We start from the raw sequence: 25,556 nt of genomic DNA on the forward strand, positions 1-25,556 counted from the left end.
ACCCATAACAGAAGAGGCCGCTAATCGCGGCCTCTTCTGTTATTTAAGATTGATCATGCAAATTTTTACGGATCTTTCTCATTGTTCAGCTTTTATATGGCCTGCTGTTTTTTTTTAAGCCGGTCTTTTCAATATTTAGTTTTTTAAGGCGTGAATTCAGTGTCGGAACCTTGATCCCAAGTATCTCGGCCGCGCCGCCCGGCCCATAAACTTTCCAGTTGCATTTCATCAAAACTGCGAGGATATGTTCGCGCTCAACTTCTTCAATGGTTCTCATGTAATCCGTTCCGCTGCCAGGTTTTGCGGGCTGAGCGGTCAGGTTTCCAAAACTCCGGATCATCGACTCGCCCGAAAGCAGGATGTGGCGGTGAATAAGATTTTCCAGCTCCCTGACATTTCCAGGCCAGTCATAATTCATGATCTCCTGCATTGCCTGTTCGCTCACCCCGGCAACCTTGCTGTTTTCAATTCGGCTAAGCTTAGTAATAAAATGATTCACCAGCAAAGGAAGGTCATCCTTACGTTCACGAAGCGGTGGCGAGTTCAGGGGGAAAACATTCAGCCTGTAATAAAGATCAGCACGAAACCTACCCGCTACCATTTCTTCCTGCAGGTTACGGTTCGTTGCGGCTACAACCCTGACATCCACTTTTTTTGTAGTACCGCCGATTACTTCTATTTCCTTTTCTTGCAAGACCCTCAAAAATTTGGACTGCATTTCTAAGGGAAGCTCACCGATCTCGTCGAGAAATATAGTGCCACCATCCGCCTGTTCAAAGCGTCCCGCGCGTTTGTCCAACGCATTCGTAAAGGCCCCCTTTTCATAACCGAACAGCTCAGCCTCGATAAGGCTTGCGGGCAGCGCGGCACAATTCACTGATATCATGGGATTTTTGCACCTGGGCGACAGAAGGTGTATGTTTCGGGCGATCAGCTCCTTTCCGGTTCCGCTTTCACCGCATATCAGTACAGAAACGTTGGAATGGGCGACGCGCATTATGTTTTTATGCAATTCAACCATGGATGATGACTGGCCGATTACATCCGAAATCAAATAATCAGTTGCCTTTTGGTCAACGGCTGAAGACTGCGGCCTGTTTAGTGACTGATTTTCACTATGGGCATATAAAGCAACTTCGAGCATAATCAGAATATCCTTTTCCCGGTAAGGTTTGGCCAGAAAGCCATATGGACGGGTGGTTTTGGCCGCATCAAGGATTTGTTGCTTTGAATTCCCTGACAGGTATATGAAAGCAATATTTTTCCTCGAAAGCAGGCCGCCAAGATCGATGCCCGTTTGCCGGCCCTTTAGCTGAATATCGATCAGGACGAGGTCTGGCAATTCTTTTTTAATAATTTCAACAGCCTCAGCAACTGAACGCGCAATAGAACAAACGCGGTAGCCGGCCCTTCTCAACAACACCTCAAGATTGTTAGCCTCAATATATTGATCCTCGACGATCAGTATTTTAGCTTTATATTTCATTTAAAATCCCCCCGGAAAGTTGGTTTCAAGCTTCAGAAATTAAATTTTAAAGTAATATTAGCAAATTTCAGCCAGTCCTAAAAAAGTACATTCTGAGGGCTGCTTTACCATAGCATTGAAAAATTTAATTCTGCATTGATTTTGTTTATATATCGTCAATTTATATTTCCCATTTAATGATATACCAACAACGATTCGCGCCAGTTTCCATCAAACACCTCATTATTAACACCATACAAACAGGGCATAAGGTTTGCAATAAAAGGTTCAAAAAAGTTTTATTTTTTTATTAATTCCAGCTAAGCGGGAGTCAGGATGGCACAGCTACGTGGTTTTTCATATCCGGTCAACCTTTATCTGTCAACTCAGGTGTAACACATTGCGATCATGCAAAAATCTATAAACAATGAACAAGACAGGCCGAAGCAAATAGCAGCAGAATTGCGTTTGCGCATCGAGGATGTTCATGAACGTGCCGGCTTGATTAAAATGTTAACAGACTTATTAAAAACTCATTTTAATTTCAACGGGATATTTATTCAGTCGGTCGACCCTCATACCGGAACTTATTACCCCTTTCTAATCGACCATCATTCAAAAGCTCGCGATTTAAATGAATTTAAGGCGCTTTCTAATACAAGAGCATCGCTTCAGGACCCTATTGTATGTGATGCTATGAAGGCTAAGCATAGCTTTGTTGTTGCTCTGAAAGACTTTGCGAGCATGGCCGCTGTACCTTACTGGATAAAGATAAATTTTGAGTACGGCATCAGAAAGGGTTTGGTTACCCCGTTGCGAATCAAAGATGAGGTTGTAGGGGTTTGTTATATATGGTTTGATAATCAAGATCCATTTCAGGAAGGTTTAGCAGATGTGATGGATGCGATTTCATTGGACCTCGGATTCGCGGTCTCAAACACGATGATCAATGAAATGCTGACACGGAGGGAGTGGTCGAACGAATTGCTTTTTGCATTCAGCCGCGATCTGGCGGAAGTTAAAACCCGCGAGGACCTATCGAGGGCTGTAACAGATGGATTAAAAAAGTTGATCACTTTTAATGATTTTTTCATTATCGAGCTGGTGCCTGATGAGGCGCATCCGAACTTCATTTTTTCCAGCCTGCTATTAGAGGCAGCCGAGTTGCAGTGGTTGTATACAAATTCCTTTATTAAAGATTTATTCAGGGAAACCGCCGACCTTAACATGCCCTTGATATTTCAATTGTCGGATTTCGAAACGACAGACCCGCCGCTATGTTTTGGCTCACGGGGCAATGAAAAGTCGGAAGAGTTGCTTTTGAAAATCCTTCCAGGCTCTTCCGGCTCACAGTTCGGACTCATTCTTGTATCCAATAAAACCAACGTATTTGATTTGTCTGACAGGGCGCTGATCCTTCGCATTTCAGGTCATCTTGCCACTGCGGTTTCGAACGTGGTAATGCATGAAGAACTGGCCCGCCGGGAGAAAGACAAAGAGATACTGCTCGCCTTCAGTCATGATATAGCATCGGTAAGGAATAAGGATGATCTGAGGAAAGCGATAGAAAAAGTAAGCGGGCAATTGTCGAGCATTGCCCGGTTCGTTATACGCGGCATCAACGACGACCAGGAAACGATGACCATATACATTTATGATGATAAGGTTAAGAAAGGAGTTGAAGAAAATGGTCAGCAGTTTATTCTGAATAAAGTATTTCCATTAAATGACGGTATTTCGGAAGTAGTTCTTGCGGGTAACGAGACCATGGTATTTGAACTTCAGGAGTGGATCGATGCGGGAAAAGCATCCTCCTGCATTCATTTTTGGCGGGGCCTGGGCGCTCAGAAATGTGTGGCGACACCTTTGAAGACGGGTGGCCGTAACCTTGGAATTTTCTGGGTGGATTCTGAATATCCGGATGTAAAGATGATAGGCAGCATTTGTGCGCAGATATCCATTGCGATGTCAAACATCCTGGCAAATGAAGAACTGTTGAAATTCAAACAGCGGTTAGAGGTTGAGAATGAGTATTTACAAGAACAAATCCGGCAGATCTATAATTCTTCAGAAATCATCGGCACAAGCAGCGCTATGCAGGAGGTTTATCAATTAATGTCGCTTGTTGCAAATTCAAATGCCAGCGTGCTTATACAGGGTGAAACAGGAACCGGCAAGGAGTTGATCGCAAGAGGTATCCATGAATCCTCGCAACGGAAAAATCAGATCATGGTTAAAGTGAACTGCGCGGCAATGCCTTTAAACCTGATTGAGTCGGAGCTGTTCGGTTACGAAAAAGGGGCTTTCACCGGCGCTTATGAAAAGCGGATTGGTAAATTTGAACTTGCTCACCGCGGTACGCTTTTCCTGGACGAGATCGGCGAACTTCCACTGGAAGTTCAGGTAAAGCTTTTACGGGTGCTTCAGGAACGCGAATTTGAAAGATTAGGGGGAAAAGTGACCATTAAGGTGGATGTCCGGATCATCACGGCCACTAACCGTGACCTAAAAAAGGAAGTCGACGCCGGCAGGTTCCGTTCCGACCTTTACTACAGGCTAAATGTTTTCCCTATACAACTGCCGCCACTACGCGAACGACGGGAGGATATACCCTATCTTGCTCACTTCTTCCTGGGCAGGTACAGCAAAAATCATTCATTTAAGGTTACGGGAATTTCAGCAGGGACGATGAATGAGCTTAAAGCTTACTCATGGCCCGGAAATGTAAGAGAGCTTGAACATATGATTGAGCGGAGTGTACTGCTTTCTACAACGAAAAATCTGACTAAAGTTTATCTGCCGGATTCAAAAGCCGGTGACTGCGCGGGATCAGTTGATATGAACAACCTGGAAAGCGTTGAAAGACAACACATCATCGAAATTTTAACCAGATGTAATGGCAAAGTATCCGGAAAAGGCGGCGCGGCCGAATTACTAAGGCTGCCGTCTTCCACACTCAATTCAAAAATGAAAAAACTGGGTATCACGAAAAGTTCAGTTGTTAAATAAGCTGACAGATATCGCGAATTATTATTCATTGTTTATACGTATTATAATCTCTAAATTTATGGTGGTTGATGAGCATTTGTTACCCACACATTCATGAAAAAGTGTCAACTGTTTATCCTGCTCCTATTCTTTATAAAATCATCATTTGCGCAAACCAGCAATTTTGATGAATTGCCTTTGCCCATACTTCGACAAAAACTTGCATTAAGTAAAAGCGATACGACCACCGTTAAACTTCAGCTCGCATTAGGCCATTTAATGCTTTTGAAAGCTTCGACAAGTGCAAATGACATTGATTCGGCTAAAAGATTTTCGACTCAGGCATCGGCGCTCAGCCGAAGGCTGGGCTTTCAATTTGGGATTATCAACGCAATGCTGCTGAATACGGAAATTTTATATTCTCAGAAAGCCCCCGATAATGCTTTAATGATTGCTCAAAACGCACTTGCCTTTTCCATAAAACACAGAAATAGTGACGGTGAGGCGAGATCATACTATCTTATATCAAGGTACTATTCCACTTCCAACTCACTTGAGAAGAAATTATATTACGTAAACAAGGCGGTTACCATTTTCCGAAAGAACAGAAATTCGCTGTGGCTATCTTTTATGTTAACAAATAACGCCGACTTGCTGTTCCAGGGCGGACGAAACTCGGAAGGTCTCAAATTACTTTTTGAAGCTTTAAATCTAGGTAAAGCTGTGAGCCGGAGAACCGTAGAAGGTATCTACTGGAATATCGGCAGGGTATCAATGAGAACAGGCGATTACGCCAATGCCTTAAAATATAATTTATTAGCTATTAAAACCGCCAAAGAGGTTAATGACACTACCATGCAGGTTGCCTGGATAAAGCATCTGGTCGCCTCCACTTTTATAAGACTTGGAGATTATAAGCGGGCAATTCCATATTCAGTCGAGGTAATGAAAATGGCGAAACGTTTCAACGCCCCCTTTTTCACAATATTGGAATCATCTTCACTTGCTTTTGAGTATATCCACTTAAACAGATTAGCTGAAGCGCTGACTGTTCTGAATGAAATTAAAAGTAATGCCAAAAGTGATGATGACAGGCTTTCGGTAAACGTGGATTTTCTTTATAGCCTGATTTATGCAAAAAAATTATCAGAGGCCGGAGTGTATGTGCAGGAAGTAAAAAAAATACTGCCGCTAATTTCGAAGGATAATATAGCGGGAATCTTGAATGCCTATAACGGGCTTGCTTATTATTACTCGGAAACAAATCAATTTAATGAGGTTTATCGATATTCGAACCTATACACGGCACTGGCACATCAGCTCAGTTATATTGAAGATATCGATATGGCGGAAAACCGGTATTACAAGCTGGCTATTGTAAATCGCGATCCGAATTCTGTGATCGGGCATTTTCTAAAAGGCCAGCAGTTCAGGGATTCTGTTTATAATAGAGTAAAAGCTTATCAGGCATTTTTGCTGGAAATGGAAAACGAAACCCTGGCAAAAAACAGGCATATCGACTCACTTACCCTCGATGCTCAAATAAAAGAGATCAAACTAAAGCGTAACCAGCTTATTCAGAAGGTAACTATTTTCGGTTCGGTAATGCTCTTGATCATTACCGGTCTGATCTACAGCCAATATAGATTGAAGCAGCGCAGCAATACTTTGCTGACACAACAAAAAGAAGAGATCGATCAAAAGAACAGCGCGCTTCAACAACTGATTTTAGATAAAAACGAACTATTGAAGGATAAGGACGAGCTATTGTCAGAAAAGGAACTTTTATTTAAAGAGGTTAACCACCGCGTAAAAAACAACCTGCAGTCGGTTATGCTATTATTGGAAAACCAGGCTGCAACGCTTGAAGGCGATGCGTTTGATGCGGTAAATATTAGCAGGCATCGTATTTATGCCATGTCGCTCGTTCATGAAAAACTAATCGAATCTTCAAAGTTAAAATCAGTAAACATGGGCATATACCTGCCGCAACTGATCGAGCATATCAGGGAGAGTTTTCAGGGCGCAGCCCAGATAAATTTCAAAACCAGCGTCGAAGAATTGATTATAGATGTTTCTTTGGCGCTGCCCTTAGCCCTTATTGTCAACGAAGCTGTGACTAATGCGTTTAAATATGCGTTCCCTAACCAAAAACATGGTGAAATTTTTATTGCATTCGGAAAGATTAAGGAACAGATAAGGCTGGAAATAGCTGATAACGGCGTAGGCATAGACAACCCATTGAAAACCAAAGCAAACGGCGGCACGGGTTTTAAATTAATACGGGGTTTATGCGAAGATATCGATGCAAAAATAACCATCAAAAATGCGTCCGGAACACGAATTATTATACAGTGTAATAATGACCAGCAGCAGGAAGAGGTGAATTTAGAATTGGTTTTAGCTCATTTACCAGATTTAAACACGAAATAACAGATACTGTTATCGATGAAACGGAAATCCTGTTTGGAGATTGATTTCAAAGGATGCAATAAACTCCATTCGCAGTGAAATTAAAAATTCTGCGCCACGCACATCACTCACATTATAGGGTTAGGATAATGGAACAAGGTTTTCGACAGAGTCTTATTTTAAAAGCCTTTTTGTTACCTAATTTAAAATTACGTTTCTATGCTCCATAGAATAGGCCCCCACTCTTCCCGACCAATTAAATATCTCAAAACAACCTCTCGCTGTTCCAAAGAACCAGGTTTAATCCACTCAAATTACTGATACCCGGATTTAGTTTTGTCAGTTTGTGATAGACTTAAGATTTTCTATTGAGATTTGTGCCTTCGGATCGAACGCGGTACCATGCATATAATTTATCAAACTATATTTGAGTTGGCGGCTCGATGGTCTTTTGTCTATTTCCGAAACCAGGTCGATACCTGAAACTATCAGTTGACCGTTCCCAACCCTGGCTTCAAAAACCAACCCGAGTGATCTTGCTGTAACCCAGTCATCTATTACCCTTACTATCGGTTTTAAACCTGATTTCACCTTATCGAGTTCAATAGCATTTGAATGGACAATTGCATCCCACCACTGCCAGTTTGAGTAAGATTGTGTCGGAAAATCCCGGAAAGCGGGGTGCGCCGGATCACACATAATGCCCAGTGTATGTGGAGCCTGCCCCCCGGTCCATGCGGTATTCCAGAATATGGACGAAAACCCAATTTGAACTTCCCCGCCAAACTCTTTTTTCAAACTTCCCTTTTTCAATGACCACAGAACTTTACCTCCATGTAAGAGTACATCCTCGGCTTTCTTATCCAGCGTTTGGGTCACAAGGATATCCTGTAGATTTGTTGTCTCCAGGTGTGGATATACAAAGAAGTCCCAGGTATTTTTATAACCGGCAACGTTAACCTCTAAGGTCAATTTGCATGGTTTCATAATTCCGGAAAGGTTCTGGCTGATCTCAGCGATTTTTATCCCGTTACCATTCGGCACATCTTTACCCGGAAACGTCCCTTGGAACATTATTTTTTTGTCCGAACTTAAAATACGCCATTTGAGATCCGGCTTCCTGATAACACTCTCAGAAAATTGCGCCACCTCAACAGAGATTCTCAGTATTTCATTACTTTCCCAAATCATTTTGCTAAACCTCGCAAGCGGAACAACTGCATTGCAAAACTGACGGTATTCGTCGGCATTAATATAGCCTTTAGTTTCCCAAAACGGGTTGACGACACCAACCAATGCAGTACCCTGACCGGGAAAATCGTTTAATCCCAGTAATTGAAAACCACCGAAACCAGGGGTTCGAAGTGCTGCTTCAATGTCGGCTTTATAGCAGAGCGACTGCAACCTCCCCGAGTTATATAAAAACCCCTTTGCATATTGTCCCAGTCCGTTTTGCTGCAATTGATCCTGGAATATCTCAAAATTTTTAGCCTGGAGAACGCCTTTATATTTTTGAATCTCTGAAAAATCCGGGTAAACGCACCATTGACCAATCTCATGACTTACTGTCGGGTGATTCCATTTTGCTATGATCGCATGCCAATCGTAGTCAGTGCCGGGAGGTTGCGCATTGATAATACTGTTAAGACCACTCCCCCACGCTTGTATGCGAGGATCTGGAGAACTGTTGTAGTCAGCACCCGCTATTATCGGCCAACCTGCTCCGGTAGTGTAAAGGCGTCGTGAGTCTTTACCTTTCCAATATTTAACAAAGTCGGTAAGGTATTGCGTAAATTTCGGCCCGTCAGGCTCATTTCCATATAAAAGCATACAAAATGACGGGTGATTCCCGAACGCTTTTACAATCCTTTCACTTTCCTGGTAGATAAATTTATCTAAAGGTTTGCCATCGCCGATTGTCGCTCCCTGGTTTGCCCATGAGGAGCATTCGATCTGAAGGTACAAACCTGCCTGGTCCGCTGCCGTAAAAGCAGCCTCAGGAGGGCACCAGGAATGGAAACGAATATGATTCAGTCCGAAAGATTTGCACTGTCTAAAAATTTTCGACCACGCAGCAACATCGGTTGGCGGGTAACCTGTAATCGGATACGCAGCACAGTCCAGTGTTCCCCGGAGGAAAGTAAGTCGCCCGTTAATTGTAAACTGCGTATTGTTTGTGGCAAACTCCCGCATTCCAAATGTAATTTCCCGTGAGTCAACGACTGAACCTTTTGAGGAAAGCAACACACGCAGACGGTAAAGGTTCGGGTGAAATTCATCCCAGAGTTTTACATGCTTACCAATCAAAATATCCACTCCCGCATGAATTACAGCGCTGTCATTTTTAAGATCGAGATTTTTACGTGCAACTATTCTTTCTTCGTTATCATAAACTTCGCAGGCAACCCTTAAAGGCAACGATTTACTTCCGCTGACTATGTTAAATTTTAACGCTGCCGATTGCCGTCTGATGTCTGAAAAGACCTGAACATCTTCCAGATAGGTTTTATGCAGCGCCTGGAGGACAATTTTGCCGGCAATCCCGTTCCAGTTACCCTGCGTATGATCTGATATACTATGGGAATTCTGACCAACATCAACTTGCTGAACACCGTTATCTACGCGTATTGTTAGGCGATGTTTCCCAGGGGTAACTGAACCAAGATTGAAGATGTCAGGGGTGCCGAGGCTGTTCAATTCGCCTATATACTTATTGTCGATCCAAACATCCGTATACCAATGACAGCGCTCAAGAAAGAGCTTTATTGTATTGCCGGCCCAACCGGCGGGAATTAATATTTCCTTTTGGTACCATGCAGGGCCTTTGTAATATTTTACAGGCTGAAGCCAAAACGGTACTTTCACATGGCCTGGAGCACGATATTTTTTGTATTCGGGTTTATAAAACCATCCAGAATCGATGATGCTGCCTGTCCACGGGGTGGTAATAGAAATATCCTTGCCTTTGCCATTTGTTGTCATGGATCCAGGCAAACTGATTATATCTTTCAACGGCCTGTTATACCATTTTTCCGTAACGCCCGCGTCGAGGGAATCAACCTCAAAAGCCCATTTGCCTGCAAGGGATATTGTATTGGAATTCCCATCCAAATTACGGTGATTAATACCTTGGTTCTGGGCTAAGAAACGTAGTACAGGCGTTAATAAAAACAGAAACAAGACGGAGCATTTTATTCTAATCATGGCAATAGAAAATAAGCCTCAATAATCAATTGAATCAAAGCACTTTAAACAACTTTCGTATAAATAAACCGAGCTTTTTTAATCACTGAGACATTTATTTGGTTTAACAGATTTGTAATTCAATTGGTTAAAGCATTTTTTTTTCGCAGATGAGTTGCCCCACCAACACAGATAAATGATTTGATTAAAATAATTGAAGAAAATCGATTTAAAAATGGACGATTAGTATAAAAAGATGGATTTTCCTATCTATATACTTTAATAAAGTACCGATGGCTTCAGTAAGGCATTAAAGGAGGTCGCAAAATTTGGAAACAGTTTAAAAAAAATGCTGTCAAACCTATAAAACATCTCTTCTCTTTCGCGTTTGATATTTATATCTTTAATAACGCGGAATATCTGCATCTTATAGCCTATTAAATAGACGAACCTTCAACATTTGCTATTTACAGACAGGCCATACTTTTGGTTATCAGTAAGTTATTTTCAATAATAATCCAGACAGCAGAAAGCATAAAAAAAGCAGCGTTAATACTGCTTTTTTTATTTACCTATTATTTTCAAGCCACTCTAAGCGATGCTGATCCGGCAGGTATTTGACGGAAAAGCTGTCGAATTTTGCCTCAAAGCCATCATTGGGGTATTATCCAACAATGGCGCGTTGCGGGTCACGGTATAATTATCATTGTCCAGGAATTAGGGTTACAATAACTAAATTCCCGTGTTATTTTGGATTGTCTCATTTATTTTGCCTGGCGGCATCAAGCAGCGTAGCTAACTCCTTTACTTTTTCCGGGTATTTAGCTGCAAGGTTGTTTTTTTCGGCGGGATCCTCATTTAAATTGTAAAGCTGTGCCTCTGAGAGATTCCCTGTTTCTATCCCAACCAGAGGCATATAGGTTTCTCCATTATTGGGAGTGATATATTTCCAGCCATCTTTAACTATGGCCAAATTGTTTAATCCCTGTTCAATTAATTGCGACCTGCCTTTTTGTGTTTCTCCTAATAACGCATTCAATACATTTTCACTATCGGTAGCATCTCCCGCAGGTATTGGGTGATTTATTAGTGCAGCAAAAGATGCCAGTAAATCAACCTGGCTAACCATAGCAGGCGACACCTGCGGTTTGATAACGCCAGGCCAGCTTATAATAAAGGGAATGCGTGTACCACCTTCCAGTACGCTGTATTTCCCGCCACGTAATATACCGGCGGGTGCATGTCCCTTAAACTTTTCAACGGCGTCGTCCTGGTAACCGTCATCCAATACCGGGCCGTTATCGCTGCTAAACACCACCAGCGTATTTTTCTCGATTCCCAGTGATTTCAGTTGGTTCATGATTTCACCAACCGCCCAGTCCAGCTGCAAAATAGCGTCACCGCGCAAACCCAACCCACTTTTACCTTTAAAGCGGGTGGCGGGCATTCTGGGTACATGGGGTTCCGTTAACGCATAATATAAAAAGAAAGGGTGATGTTGATTTTCCCTGATAAAATCTTCGGCTTTAGCTAAAAAGGTAGGTGACAGTTCTTCATCTGCCCAACGGGCCTGCTTTCCGCCACTCATATAACCAATCCGACCAATTCCATTTACTATAGTTTGGTTATGGCCCTGCCCCGGCGATGACTGCAGCTTGAGGAGCTCAGGGTGATCTTTCCCAGTCGGGTCATCCCCTATTTTATGTTCGTAGTTAACCTCAATAGGATCTTTTGTATCCAAAGCAATTACCTGGTGGTTTTCTAAAAACACCGTCGGCACACGATCTGCGGTAGCTGGGAAGATAAAGGAATAATCAAACCCCACTTCCTTGGGGCCGGGTTTTATTTCTCCGTTCCAGTTTTTAGCAACCGTTTCTCCAAGCCCGAGGTGCCATTTACCAACTATAGCCGTATGATAACCGGATTGTTTAAACAGTTTAGGCAATGTAGTTTTATCTGTAGGAATGATCAAGGCAGCATCGCCCGGCAAAATACCCGTACCTTTTTTACGCCATGGATATTTGCCCGTCATGAGCGCATAGCGGGATGGCGTGCAGGTAGCTGAAGTACAATGACCATTGGTAAAGCGGATACCTGAAGCTGCCAGTTTATCAATATTAGGCGTATGAACACCGGTAGCACTGTAACTGCTGACATCGCCATAACCCAGGTCATCTGCATAAATGCAGATGACATTGGGTTGTACTTTGGGGTTCGTTCTTTTTATTTGAGCTCTCGCAGAAAAAGATATAGTAATAATTGCAGCCGCTAACAGTCCCTTATTCATAACAACATGGTTTTGGAGCATCAAATTAAAATATTTTTGCACATCAGATGATTATGCGATTTCATATTGGCGTTGAATTTATTTGCACTGCAACTTTGTTAAGCTAATTATCTCAATCCTGTGCAGTTGTTAATGTCCGCGAATTCAGCACTATATGCGTAAAGTGGAAATAATTTATTTTATATCAACACTAAACTCATTACTCGTTCTGTTTTCGGGAGTTACCACGATATACTTTAAAGTTAAAGGCCTGCCATTGGTAACTGGTGTTATTATGGAAGCAGAATACAGATTGGCGGTATTGTCGGCTTTATGGCCATCTATGGTATAGTATACTTTGCTTCCTGCAACCAACGGCGTAATAGTTATCCTTTTTCTTTGGGTTTGCGGATCGCTACTAATAACAACATTAGCTTCCGGAATCCTGTAGTTTATGCCAGATCGTTCCAGGTCGGCCAGTACTATTGGAAGCCGCTGCTCCGTGAAATCCTGGTAATTCTTGTTTTCGTTTTTTGTCCACCCTACCTCTGCAAGTGCAATGGCACGCGGGAAAAGCATATATTCCAGTTTATTGTTTGTTGCCACATACTCCGTCCACATATTGGCCTGTACGCCTAAAATATATTTTTGCTGGTCAGCATTTAATGCCGATGGGCGCGGGTTATAATTATAAACCACATCTAATGGCAGGAAACCTCCAATAACTAAAGGCTCTGTTTTGCCGTCTTTAGCCTGGCCATGATCTACATACATATTGCTATTAGGTGACATAATTACATTATGCCCCTCTTTTGCTGCCTGGATACCGCCGGCTTCGCCTCTCCAGCTCATTACAGTGGCATTTGCGGTAAGGCCCCCTTCCAGTATTTCGTCCCACCCAATCAGGCTTTTGCCATTTTTATTTAAAAACTTTTCTATGCGGTTCACAAACCAGCTTTGCAGCTCATGCTCATCTTTCAAATTGTTTTCATGGATAATTTTTTGCGCCGGGGCCGAACTTTTCCATTCGTCCTTAGGCACTTCGTCTCCACCAATGTGAATGTATTTACTTGGAAAAATAGCCATAACCTCGGTTAAAACATCCTGCAAAAACTTAAAGGTGGGTTCGCCCGGATTATAAATAGTATTATGTACGCCCCAATAGCCTGGTACTTTATAAGCGGCGCTTCCGTTGCCTAATTCAGGGTAAGCGGCCAATACCGCGGTACAATGGCCGGGCATTTCAATTTCGGGTATCACCTCAATATTTCTTTCGGCCGCATATTTTACAATTTCGCGGGCCTGTTGTTGGGTATAAAAACCGCCGCTCTTTTTTCCGTCGTAAATAAATGGCTTAAAATCGCCATAGCCTCCAATAATTGTCGAATCGCGCCAGGCACTGATGGCTGTTAATTTGGGATATTTTTTTATTTCCAGGCGCCATCCCTGGTCGTCTGTTAAATGCCAGTGCAGGGTATTTAGCTTTAAAGAAGCCATCACGTCCAGTATCTTCTTGATTTCAGCGGTATCAAAAAAGTGCCTGCCAACATCTAACATTAAACCGCGGTAAGTAAAGTCAGGTTCATCATTAATGTTTACTACCGGCACTGATAACTGCTTATCCTTTTGCTGCATGAGCTGCAATAATGATTGAGCACCATAAAATACTCCGGCCCGGTTTCCGGATATACTTACGCCCTTACCGGTTACTTTAAGTTGATAGGTTTCGCCTGATAACTTTGCCGTTGGGGTTGTATTTAAAACAATGGCGCCAGCAGACGCCACACCGTTAATTTTTAAGGCAAATCCATACTTTTTTTTCAAAAAATAATTGAACATACCAGCTACCTTTTGGGCATCAGCTTCTTTGGCTACTATACTGGTACGCTGGTTAATGACAAATTGGCCAACACCTTTTTCTGCAAAGGCGGGTTTGGGAATAATCGATACTTCGTTACTTTGCTGTGAAAAAGCGGTCTGTCCACACAGCACCAGAAAAAATAAAAATAGGGTCTTATTCATAAAAAATTTATATCAGGTATTATCCGGCCACTTGCGCCGAATGATTATTTATAGGCAATCAATAACTTATTCAACAACACTTGGAATTGGATCGCCGATAGGATTTACGGAAGTAAAGTTGAATCCTAATAACCTGGCAATGGTTTTTGCATATTGATCCTGGTATATCTGTCCGTTATCCTTTACTTCCCCCAAACCTTTTACTTTAGGCCCTAAAACCATTAACCAGGTATCATTTGCATGCGGAATACCAGAACCATGACTGGTCCATTGGTTTCCATCGCCCCTGCCATGATCGGGCATAATCATAATGGTAGTATTGTTTTTATAAAACGGATCGTTTTGTACATAAGTCCACAGTTTACCTATCATGGCGTCTATGCTGTGTATAGCATCCAGGTAAAAATCATATTTACCTTCATGCGCGTGGTCGTCGGTATCTGCCAGGTCAAGATAAACTACTTTCGGATGTTTGGCCATAATGTACGATTTTGCCAGCGCGTAAGTTGTAGCATCCAGGCGTTCGCCATTACCCCATATTTTAGGTTCATAATGCTGTATTTCGTTAGCCAATTTCTCAGCTTCTGTTAAATCGTTTCCTTTCAGGTCTTCAAAGGGGTTATTTACCAGCATACCGTTCCGGTTACGGTTAATAATCCTGGCAACGGCATCCCATGAGGCAAAAGCCACCACTTTCTTAGTATATCCCTTTTGCTGATCAATAAATTCCAGCACGTTTTTGTTAGGATTATCCGGATAATCATTTGAATTTACTTTCGGATCAGCATAGCCTGTTAAATTTTCACTGCGGCCAGGGTACGAGAACCAATAGGTATTTTTAACGTTTACCAGGCTTCCCAGATCGCGGTTACCATATAACTGACCATTTTTTGCAATGGTGCTCCAAACAAAGGGCATTAGTTTGGCCCGGCGGTCCTGCTGATCTTCGGCCCAATATTTATTGATACGTTGAGCAGAATCCTGCGAGTTAAATTTTTTACTGGTAATGAGCTGTTTTTCGGCACCGTGAAAAATCTCTTTCCACCGGAGGCCATCTATAGATATAACTATAATGTTCCCGGATTTAGCAGTATTTTGAGCAGAAACAGATCCTGCACTTAAAAACGCAAGCAGGATTAAAACTAATATTTTTTTCATTTTATGAGTTATGGTATTTTATATAAGATGCTTTCGATCTGCCGGGCAGGCCCTTCATCTTTTAAATAGTCTTTATTACTGGTTTTAGTTCCCTGTAAATTGTTTATATAAGCCCAGGGTTGTTAAAGTTGGGTTTAACCTTGATGCCAGTATTTTTAATCTTACCTTTTGCGCGGTTATGGCGTTAAAGCGGATCAATCGTTTCGCGCCAACGGTGGTGCCTTCGGCAGCTTGCTCCCAGTTTGTTCCGTTAAAATATTCAAAGCTAAACTTTTCAATACGCTGCCCAATGGTGATGTTTTCCTTGAGGCACAGCACATCAAATGTTTGTGGTTTGCTCAGGGTGATCTGTATTACCGACGAAGTATCCCGCCCTTTTGTAGTCCAGTAATTGTCCAGACTGCCTTTTGCCAGGGCAGCGGTATTGATGCCATTTTCTGAGCTGATCCGCGCTCCTTTTACAAGGTTGTTTTTAAAAGTTCTGTTGATGATGTTTTTCCATTCCAAGATATTTTTCTGATCGTGCTCATTGATCAAGCCTCTTTTATCAGGCGGGATGTTGAGCAGTAAAACCGAATTACGGCCTACAGAACTGTAATAGATATCTAATAGCTTTTCGGGAGATTTTACTTTATCATCCTCCGCCTCATGATAAAACCATCCCGGTCTGATGGATACATCTGTTTCGGCGGGATACCAGGCAAGGGCCTGTGCGTTGCCAATCTTATCGCGGCTACCGAGGTCATCGCCCGTCATATCCCCTTTTGGTGCAAAGGCGATATCCTTTTGCGAATTTTGAGCGGTACTGGCATTAGCTTGCTTGTCAATTGGTACAACACTCCACTCCGATAAACGACCATAACCGCTTTCGGTACCCACCCAGCGTACATCCGGCCCCATGATGGCTATAACCGCGCCCGGCTGCAGCTTACGAATCAGGCTATACCACTCTTCAAAATGATATACCGGCTTTTTGCCGTTAGGGCTCTCACCATTCGCACCATCAAACCAAACCTCATCAACACGGCCGTAATTGCTTAATAATTCGGTTAACTGGTTCATGAAATAGGCGTTATATTTTTCGGTATCGCCATAATCAGGATTATTCCTGTCCCATGGTGAAAGATAAATACCAAAACCAACACCCTGAGCATGGCAGGCCTCGGCAACTTCTTTTACCACATCACCCTGCCCGTTTTTCCAGGGACTATTTTTTACAGAATGTTCCGTGTACTTACTGGGCCACAGACAAAAGCCGTCATGATGTTTGGCCGTAATGATTACCTGTTTTATCCCCGCCTGTTTACTGGTACGTACCCATTGGGAGGCATTCAGCTGCGTTGGATTAAACAGTTTAGGATCTTCTTTGCCATTGCCCCATTCCTGATTGGTAAAGGTATTCATGCCAAAATGGAAAAACGCGGTGAATTCCAACTGCTGCCAGCGTAATTGCCTTGGTGAAGGAGTAATGTGCGCGGCTTTATTTACAATTTCCTGTTTGGAATCGCGTGGGCTAATGGCCGTATAATTTTGTGCATAAGCTGTAGAGCAAAAGCCTATAGCTATTATAGATAATAGATTTTTCATTTACTTAGTTTACATTTTGGAAACCGGACAATTTATTACCTGGCCCTTTTTTCTAATTCTTCGCGCGGAGCAATTAACAATTTTCCTGCGGTAGCATTTCCTTTAAATGCTTGTGCTCTTACTTGGTAGATGCCTTTGGGAATAACTATTGGAGTGCCGTTATAACGGGCGCAAGATGTATCAGGATTGGTATTATCAAGGGTGTAGTAAATATCCAGACTGTCGATATCGGTACTAAGCGAAACCAATAACTGTTTTTGCTCATCAAGTTTTGCAGTTGCAAGCACATCAAAGGCTGCTTTGGAATAATTGATTTGAGCAGCATCTAAAATTTTAAATTGAGGCTCTAATTTTTTTTGAAAACCAATCCAATTTTGTTTTGCCTGCGGCGACCAAAAAACTTCGGATAATGCCAGGGATCGCGGCCATGTCATGTATTCGGCATGTCGCCCGTTAGGGACAGACTCCGACCATAAATTACCCTGTCCTCCCAAAACCAATGTGCTGTCTATTCCTGTCGGGACAGGGTTCCATTTATAGGCTGTTTGTAAACGCAACATGTCGTATGTGTCAGGTTCTAACAGCGGATCTCCCTGGTAAAGATCCAGGTATGTATTGCTGCTGGGAGTAAAAATAACCTGATGCCCTTGTTTGGCGGCATCTATCCCCCCCTGCATACCTTGCCAGCTCATCACTGTTGCTTCAGGGGCCAACCCACCTTCCAGAATTTCATTCCAGCCAATTAATTTTTTCTTCTTTTTCTTCAGGATTTTTTCTACTCTTTTTATAAAATAGCTTTGTAATTCATGCTCCGTCTTTATCCCCTGTTGCTTCATAAAATCCTGCACAACGGCCGACTGCTGCCAGAAGTACTTTGTAGCTTCGTCGCCGCCGATATGGATGTAATCTCCCGGAAATAAAGCAGCTACTTCAGTAAAAACTTTATCCAGAAAGGTATACACGCGTTCGTCTGCAGGGTTTAAGGTATTATCGTCAATATTATAAAATTTACTTCCGGGGTTTACGGGGTAAATGTAGCCTGTTGCAGACAAATAAGGATAGGCTGCAATGGCTGCCAACGAATGACCCGGAACATCAATTTCGGGCACAATGGTTATATTTCTTTCGGCCGCGTAGGCAATAACTTCTTTTATATCCTGCTGCGTATAATACCCGCCATAAGTAGCCTTTTCGTTTTTTTGAGGCGGATCATAAGACCACCACTGCCCTGTTCTGGGCACACGCCAGGCACCCACTTCCGTTAAGCGGGGCAGCGATTTTATTTCTATACGCCATCCCTGATCGTCTGTTAAGTGCCAGTGAAAGATATTGAATTTATAGCGGGCCATGTCATCAATATATTTTTTCACAAAGTCTTTTGAAAAAAAGTGCCGGCTTACGTCAAGCATTAGCCCGCGCCATTTTAACCGGGGATAATCAATGATTTCTACAACAGGCAGGCTATGCTGCTGCTTATTGGTTTCGCTTGAAAGAGAAAGCAGTTGCCGCATGGTTTGTAAGCCATAAAATATACCAGCCGTTTTACGTGCCTGCAGTTTTATTTCATCTTCCGTAATGGATAGCTCATACCCTTCGTCATTAATGGGATTGTTTAATGTGGGGTTCAACAATAGCTTAATGGAGCGTTCCGAAGCAGTTGTTTTGTTTTTTACAGGCAATGTAAAACCCACCAGTGTGTTGATCCATTCATTAGCACGGTTGCACTGGGCGGTAAGCTCGGGGCTACCTGACGGAATGATCAAGGAGGTATGGTTGTCAATCACAAATGTACCTTTACCCTGAACCAAAGATACCGGCTCGGGAATAATGGCTGTGTAATTTTGTGCATGAGCTACAGAGCAAAAGCTTATCGCTAATACCAATAATAGATTTTTCATTTACTTAATTAACGTTTCGTATTTAATATATTCATCATCAAAGCTACCATCATTATAAAGGTTTAATAATGAGTATCCCGGTTCTGTTTGCTTATACGAACTTTTACCGTCATCGCCGGGCTCCCACCAAAAACCACTTGTGGCCCCATTACACAAATAACTTACACCGTTATACCAAACTTTATCCAGTAAATGAACATGCCCGCTCAGGCATATCCTGATGTTTTTATTGTGGTTAAACACCTCTATAAATTTCATAATATCCAGGTGATTGTAGCTACCTTCTACTTTAAACGGCCCTATAGCCTCCGGCTTGTTATCGGTAATGCCCGTACAGCTCAGCAAGGGGTAATGCGACATGATGAGTGTTGGTTTATCCTGGTGGCTTTGTACATCCTGCACAAACCAGTTCCATTGTTCATCATCCAGCATACCCGGAGTTTTGGGATGATTACTATCCAGCATAATAAAATGCCAGCCGTTTTTGTCAAAACTGTAATAGTTATTTTGCAGCCCCAGCATTTTAAGCACACCTGGCTTACCAAATAATTCGTCGCCTTTTCCCTGCCACCACATGTCATGGTTACCCAGTACGCTGTACATCGGAATATCTTTTACCAGCGCCACGCTATCTTTCCAGCATGACCATAATTCCAACACCCTTTCTTTTTTTATATCGCTGTAATCAGCTGCATAAATCGAGTCGCCACCGTTCAGGATCAGGTCTACATTATCCTTGCGGATCATCTCCAGGCATTTTTTAAACCGCGCCACGGCATTATATTCAGGCCTGATATGAACATCGGTAATGTGTGCTATCCTTAAAACCTTCTGCTTTTTATGGCCGTTAACAGCAGACATGGCTGCCATGGGCTTATTCAAGGCTATTGTTCCGGCAGCCAACCCTACCTTTTTTATTAAATCTCTTCTTTTCATAATTGCGCTATAATAGGTTGCGTAATCTGTTAATTACAAGCTGTTGACACCTGTATTGCAACCTGCTGTATCATATTTAAAAAGAACCCTTCCGGAGAAGGGCTCTTTTAACAACAATGCCGTTACCAACCCGGCTAAAGCTGTTAGTCATTTACCAACCCGGATTTTGTTTTATTTTAGGATTTACGGTAGTTTCCTGCAACGCAATAGGTAAAAGATAATCCCGGCCCGGGTTAAAGTTGTAGCCATTGGCCATGCTGCTCACCTGTGCGTAAGGCTGTATATACCCCTGTGCGTTAACAAACAGGTTTTTTCCTATAACAATGGTTGGCAAAACAGTCAGGAACTGTTTGGCCATTGTTCCTAATGGTTGTTTATGTACAACAAGTGCAGGTGCTGCAGCCCAGCGGCATATGTCATCAAAACGATAACCCTCGCAGGCTAATTCAACCCTGCGCTCCCGCCTAACCTCATTGATAACGGGCGACAGTTCCGGGAAAGCCCATTTAGGATCTGTAGCGATAGCGCTGATATTTAAATGCGGCATTTTTACCCTATCCCTTAATTTATTAATGGTATTATCTGCATCGGCCTGGGTCAGTAAGCCTAATTCGGCACGCGCTTCCGCGTAAATCAATAAGATTTCGGCATAACGCATGTAAATAACCCCATCAGTACCTCCTGGCCCGTTATGACTATCCTGAAAAAAGTCGGTATTGAGTCCTTTTCTAATCTGGAAACCTGTTGTACAATTGTCGCCTGCTATCAGTGCGGGATAAGTGAACAGCTTAATTGGTGTTCCGCCGGGCACGTTTGATATCACCGTATCGCCATACAAAAACACACTTTGCCTCAATCTCGGATCGCGGTTTTTAACAATATGACTAAGCGAATCATCGCCTTTATATTGCGGGCTTATACTGGCTGGTTTGCCATCGGTACATAAATAATCATCTACCAGGCTTTTTGAAATACCTGTAGATTCAGATCCATCGGAACCAAACTGGTAATAATTTTGCCAGTAAGTGGTGATGCCCGCCTGCTGATTATAGGCCCCCCAAAACATGATCTCTTTGCTGCTTGTATAATCCGTTTGGTTAAACAAATTAAAATAGCCGTTAGGTACTCCTGCATTATCAAGTTGATATGTACCTGAGGTGATGACCTGATTGGCGGCATCAGACGCCAGTTGCAGGTATTTACTACCATCCTGACCGCTTACGCCAAACACATCGTTGGCATGATATTTTTCCCAGGTACCTTCAAACAAGCATACCCGTGCTTTAAAACCCAGGGCATATTCCTTGTATAAACGTTGCGACTGGGCTTTGCTTTTAGCAGGGAGTTTTGCAATAGCCCTGTCCAAATCATTAACTATAGAATCTATCACTACGTTCCGGGGCAACCTGGGGGCATTTAACAGATCTTTATCATCAATATTCAGGGGTTTATTCACCCATGGCATATCGCCATAACTTTTAACTGCTTTGTAATAAAGCATAGCCCTGAAAAAATAAGCCTCGCCCACGTAAGGGGCAACATCACTTGCCGATGCACTTACTTTCTGGTAATTGGTCAAAAAATAATTCACATTGCGGATGCTACTCCAATCGGCATAGCCGCCGCTGCTGGCAACAGTTAATTCTCCGTTCAGCCGGGCATTCTCACCCTGCGGAACCATATTGTCGCTGTTTTCGTCAACGCTGTATATGCCTAAGCTGCTATAACCCCGATAGTGCGGAAAGATTCCGTCAATGCCATAAAGGTTATTCATATAGTTCTGCAAATCATTAGCAGTATGCCAGTACGATGATTCGGTAAGTTTTGTAGGTGGGGTTTGATTTAACAATGCATCCTTTTTGCAGGAAACAATGGCCATCAAGACAATTGCTATATAGAGATATGTGATTTTTATCGGTTTCATAAACTCAAATCGTTAAATGTTATTTAATATTCATTTGTAAGCCGAAAGAAAAGCTGCGTTGCAGCGGATATATCTTTTCGTCCGATTGCAGTAATTCGGGATCAACGTATTGGTGTTTCAGAGCACCTGTAAATGTGAGTGCATTATCAACACTGCCATATAGCTTTAGCTGGTAAACATGGAATTTTTGGGTAAGGCTGTTGGGAAAAGTATAGCCCAATTGCACATTCTTTAAGCGCATGTATGCGGCATTTAGCAGGTAACCTGATTGGGTGATTTGATTTTTGCTGCTCCCGTTGTTGATATCCAATCTTGGGAAATAGCCATTCGTGTTAGTAGGTGTCCACCTGTCGTCCAATTTAGGTGTTATCGTGCTTTGATATTCTGAAGTAAGTCCCCAGAAGTAGTTATTGCCAGGTGCGTAATCTGTGTGTCCCTGTCCCTGGATAAATATATAAAGGTCTATTCCCCGCCAATTTACTCCGGTCGAAAAGCCGTACAAATACTTCGGTGTAGTGTTACCAATAATGGTTCGATCTCCCGGATCACCAACTGTATTGCTTCCGTAGGTAATTTTGCCATCTTTATTCAGGTCTGCATATTGTATATCTCCGGGTTTATAACCGCTGGCATTAATGGCATCCTGGTTAGGTGCGCCGTTAACCTGAGCTTGCGTTTGAAATTTACCCACAGTTTTGAAACCCCAGATAGCACCCAATTGCTGGCCAACATAGGGTTGGTTGATAAATTGTTGCGGGTTAGCGTCATACTTCGTTATCTTGCCCGAATAGTGACCGATATTGGCTCTCGCCATTACGCCAAATTCGCCAAACTGGTGCTTCCAGGAAGCAGTAAGATCCCAGCCCTTGGTGCTTGAAGAAGCGTTGTTTACTGTTGGCGCAGCGATGCCCAATGTCCCGGGAGGTGTGATAGACGGAGCAAACTGATCAGTTATCTTTTTATTGTACCAATCGGCTGTAATGCTGAAATCTGTAAGGAAATCTACGTCAATCCCGATGTCAAGCATTGATGGTTTTGCCCAGGTTAAGGTAGGACTGATCAAATTTCCGGGATTAGATACATAAGGCAAACGCCCTCCGCTTCCCGGGTTAAATATCCATTGACTATTTGTTGCAGGGTTAGTTTGTAAACTACTAAGAGCCGGATAATAAACTGCCGGAGAGGCATTGAGGAAGTATGAAATATCGCCTAAGCCGCCATAAGATGCCCTTAATTTGAGGTTGCTCACCCATTTTTCAATTGGTTTAAAAAAAGCTTCTTTTGAAATGTTCCATCCCACAGATCCTGAACTGAATAAATGGTATCTTGAACTTTGCGGGAAAAGCGAGGTGCCCATATAGCTTGCATTAGCTTCAACCAGGTACTTCTCCTTATAATTATAATTGATACGGCCAATGGTACTGTTAGTAGCCCAGCTATATCCGCCGGCATCCGTTGTTGATGGCGTTGTGCCGCTGGTAAGTGCGAGCGATGGCTGATTAGTGCTATATAAGTATTGATTATATCCACTCAGGTTAGAATAGGTTTTTTGTTCGGTTTGCTCACCTGCCAATATTTTAAAAAAGTGACCGCCTATTCTTTTTTCATAGCTGGTGAAAACATTGTAGTTATAATAACTGGTTAAGCCATAATTTTCATTGATGGAAGATATAGTATTACTTAGCGTTTGCGGATTATTAGGAGTAGAATAGTAATACGGCAAAACGGTTGATGTAATGTTATAGCTGTTATAATCATAACTGTAATGACCGGTAATATCCCAACCAGATATTGGTTTAATGGTAATATCACCGCTGATACGACTATTGTTTGTACGGCTGTTGTTTGTGCCGCCCTGCTGCAGCTGCGCTATGTACGAGTTTGAATCATAGCCGCCATTAGGATCAGTTAAAGCAACAATAGGCCATAACCTTGCTATCTGATGAAAAAAGTTGCCGCCGGTATTAGCGCCGCCATTATAAGGATAATGATCATTTTCTTGTGAAAAAGATGTTTTTAAGCTAAAGGTCACATACTTATTAAGATCGGCAGTGACATTTGCCCTGATATTATTGCGCAGATAGCTGTCATCAGCGTAATTAAATAATCCGTTTTTTTTGGTCGACCCTAATCCGATAAAATAAGTTATTTTATCACTGCCCCCGTCCATGCTCACATTGTGCTGTTGACTGGCCGACCATTTTTTAAGGTAGATTTTAAACCAATCGTTATTTGCGTTTCCAAATACCGGATCATATGTAGCCCAACTATTGCTTCCCGGTACCGGGATGGTAGCAGGTACGCTTTTCGGATCGGCCAGATACGCTTTTATCCTTGTTATAGCATCGTCCGTTACCAGCGGTGGTAAACCTGCGTTAGTATAAGCTTCGTTATAAGTATTTGCCCAGGTAAGTGAATTGGACATTGTGGGCTCATTTAATGGCTGCGAGTAAGAGAAGTTATTGGAGTAGCTTAAACGCAGCGCCTGGTTCTTTTTGCCCTGTTTGGTACTGATCAGCAAAACCCCGTTTGGCGCTCTTGAACCATAAACTGCCGACGAAGCCGCATCCTTTAATAAGCTGATGTTATCAATATCGTTAACATTAATAGAGTTGATATCTGTTTCTACACCGTCAACCAACACCAGTGGGCTGGCAAGCTGGCCGCCGTAACCGGTAAAACCACGTACGTTGATACTTTTTTTCGCATCGGGAGAACCGCCGCCATAATTGGTAGTGATATTCAGATTGGCCATCATGCCCTGCAAAGCGTCGCCTACGTTAGTTACCGGCCTGTTTTGCAAATCTTTGCCTTTTATTTGATCAACTGCGCCGGTAAGGTCAACCTTTTTCTGGGTACCAAAGCCCACAACTACAACTTCGTTAAGATCACTTTTATGCGGTATTAGCTGGACATTGATTTCTACCCTACCGTTAATAGCAATTTCCTGCGTTTCATAGCCTAAAAAGCTAAAAACGAGTACACCACTGGCTTGAGGCAGCGATAAGGCATAATTACCTTTGTTGTCGGTTGCCATTGAAACAGATGATCCTTTTACCTTAACAGTTACACCGGGCAACGGTATTCCGTTTTCGTCGGTGAGCTGTCCCTTCACTATTATATTTGCAGCCTGTACAACCGGTACTTGCGGGTTCTTTCTTTGAACTACTATTGTTTTGTCAACAATAGTATAAGTTAATGGCTGATCTTTAAAGCACTCTGTAAGTGCCTGTTGCAGCGTAGCATGACTTAATGAAATATCAATATTATGGGTACCCTGCAATACCTGGTCTTCGTACCAAATAATAAATTTGGTTTGGTTTTGTATGGCAGTAAAAACCTTTTTTAATGAAACGTTCTTTTCTGAAAGTGTTACTTGCTGCGCAAATCCTGTAGCTGATGCCTGCAAGCAGGCCAATGTCATAAAAAAAACTACAAATTTCATAACCATGAAAGTTTTAATGAGTTGCCTGTGTTTAAAAAACAAAGGCCTGAAAAGCGTATAAAAATTCATACTTTAGGAGTTAGGTTAACTGAATAGATTATCTGAAACTGGATTTTTTATCCTGATAAAATCAGGAAAGGGTTAACCAAATACTACCCCGGCGGTGTTGGAAGCACTGCCGGATTTTTTTTGGTAACCGCATGATGGGGTGGTGAGTATCTTTTATGCCATGTATTTTTTGTTTAAGGTGATTATTTGGTTAGTTTGATAAG

At 42.4% G+C, this 25,556-nt stretch carries 13 protein-coding genes; 2 read left to right on the forward strand and 11 right to left on the reverse strand.

Annotated elements, in window-relative coordinates:
* Positions 1-85 precede the first annotated feature (85 nt).
* The gene (locus BMX50_RS04515; RefSeq protein ID WP_091208198.1) at positions 86-1,486 is read right to left on the reverse strand and encodes a sigma-54-dependent transcriptional regulator; all 1,401 of its coding nucleotides are present in this window, start codon (positions 1,484-1,486) and stop codon (positions 86-88) included.
* Between the two features lie 387 nt (positions 1,487-1,873).
* On the opposite strand from BMX50_RS04515, the gene BMX50_RS34740 reads away from it, so the two are divergent.
* On the forward strand, positions 1,874-4,474 hold the full coding sequence (locus BMX50_RS34740) for a sigma-54-dependent Fis family transcriptional regulator (protein WP_208864640.1): 2,601 nt from the start codon (positions 1,874-1,876) through the stop codon (positions 4,472-4,474).
* 93 nt (positions 4,475-4,567) lie between these two features.
* The gene (locus BMX50_RS04525; protein ID WP_091208201.1) at positions 4,568-6,886 is read left to right on the forward strand and encodes a histidine kinase dimerization/phosphoacceptor domain -containing protein; all 2,319 of its coding nucleotides are present in this window, start codon (positions 4,568-4,570) and stop codon (positions 6,884-6,886) included.
* Between the two features lie 318 nt (positions 6,887-7,204).
* Here BMX50_RS04525 and BMX50_RS04530 read toward each other — a convergent pair whose 3' ends face one another.
* From BMX50_RS04530 to BMX50_RS04575, 10 genes are all read right to left on the reverse strand, one after another.
* A complete protein-coding gene (locus tag BMX50_RS04530; RefSeq protein WP_091208203.1) occupies positions 7,205-10,069 on the reverse strand; it encodes a sugar-binding domain-containing protein in 2,865 nt (954 codons plus the stop codon).
* A 258-nt stretch (positions 10,070-10,327) separates the two neighbouring features.
* Complete coding sequence (locus tag BMX50_RS35180; RefSeq protein WP_394332293.1) at positions 10,328-10,474, reverse strand: DUF6377 domain-containing protein; 147 nt, start codon at positions 10,472-10,474, stop codon at positions 10,328-10,330.
* 334 nt (positions 10,475-10,808) lie between these two features.
* Positions 10,809-12,335: a sulfatase family protein gene (locus tag BMX50_RS04540; RefSeq protein ID WP_091208635.1), complete on the reverse strand. Its 1,527-nt coding sequence runs from the start codon at positions 12,333-12,335 to the stop codon at positions 10,809-10,811.
* A 174-nt stretch (positions 12,336-12,509) separates the two neighbouring features.
* Complete coding sequence (locus BMX50_RS04545; protein WP_091208206.1) at positions 12,510-14,336, reverse strand: beta-N-acetylhexosaminidase; 1,827 nt, start codon at positions 14,334-14,336, stop codon at positions 12,510-12,512.
* 66 nt (positions 14,337-14,402) lie between these two features.
* The gene (locus tag BMX50_RS04550; RefSeq protein WP_091208209.1) at positions 14,403-15,494 is read right to left on the reverse strand and encodes an alkaline phosphatase family protein; all 1,092 of its coding nucleotides are present in this window, start codon (positions 15,492-15,494) and stop codon (positions 14,403-14,405) included.
* 84 nt (positions 15,495-15,578) lie between these two features.
* Positions 15,579-17,081 (reverse strand): alpha-L-fucosidase, encoded by a 1,503-nt coding sequence (locus BMX50_RS04555; protein ID WP_091208211.1) that lies wholly within the window; start codon positions 17,079-17,081, stop codon positions 15,579-15,581.
* Between the two features lie 35 nt (positions 17,082-17,116).
* Positions 17,117-18,979 carry a beta-N-acetylhexosaminidase gene (locus tag BMX50_RS04560; RefSeq protein ID WP_091208214.1) on the reverse strand — a complete coding sequence of 621 codons (1,863 nt, stop codon included), beginning with the start codon at positions 18,977-18,979 and terminating at the stop codon, positions 17,117-17,119.
* Entirely contained in the window at positions 18,980-19,915 is a 936-nt protein-coding gene (locus BMX50_RS04565) for a metallophosphoesterase family protein (protein ID WP_091208217.1), read from the reverse strand.
* A gap of 151 nt (positions 19,916-20,066) precedes the next feature.
* A complete protein-coding gene (locus tag BMX50_RS04570) occupies positions 20,067-21,839 on the reverse strand; it encodes a RagB/SusD family nutrient uptake outer membrane protein (protein ID WP_091208220.1) in 1,773 nt (590 codons plus the stop codon).
* A 19-nt stretch (positions 21,840-21,858) separates the two neighbouring features.
* Complete coding sequence (locus BMX50_RS04575; RefSeq protein WP_167667807.1) at positions 21,859-25,284, reverse strand: TonB-dependent receptor; 3,426 nt, start codon at positions 25,282-25,284, stop codon at positions 21,859-21,861.
* Positions 25,285-25,556 lie beyond the last annotated feature (272 nt).

The sequence above is a fragment of the Mucilaginibacter gossypiicola genome (genome assembly GCF_900110105.1).
GTDB classification, from domain to species: Bacteria; Bacteroidota; Bacteroidia; order Sphingobacteriales; family Sphingobacteriaceae; genus Mucilaginibacter; species Mucilaginibacter gossypiicola.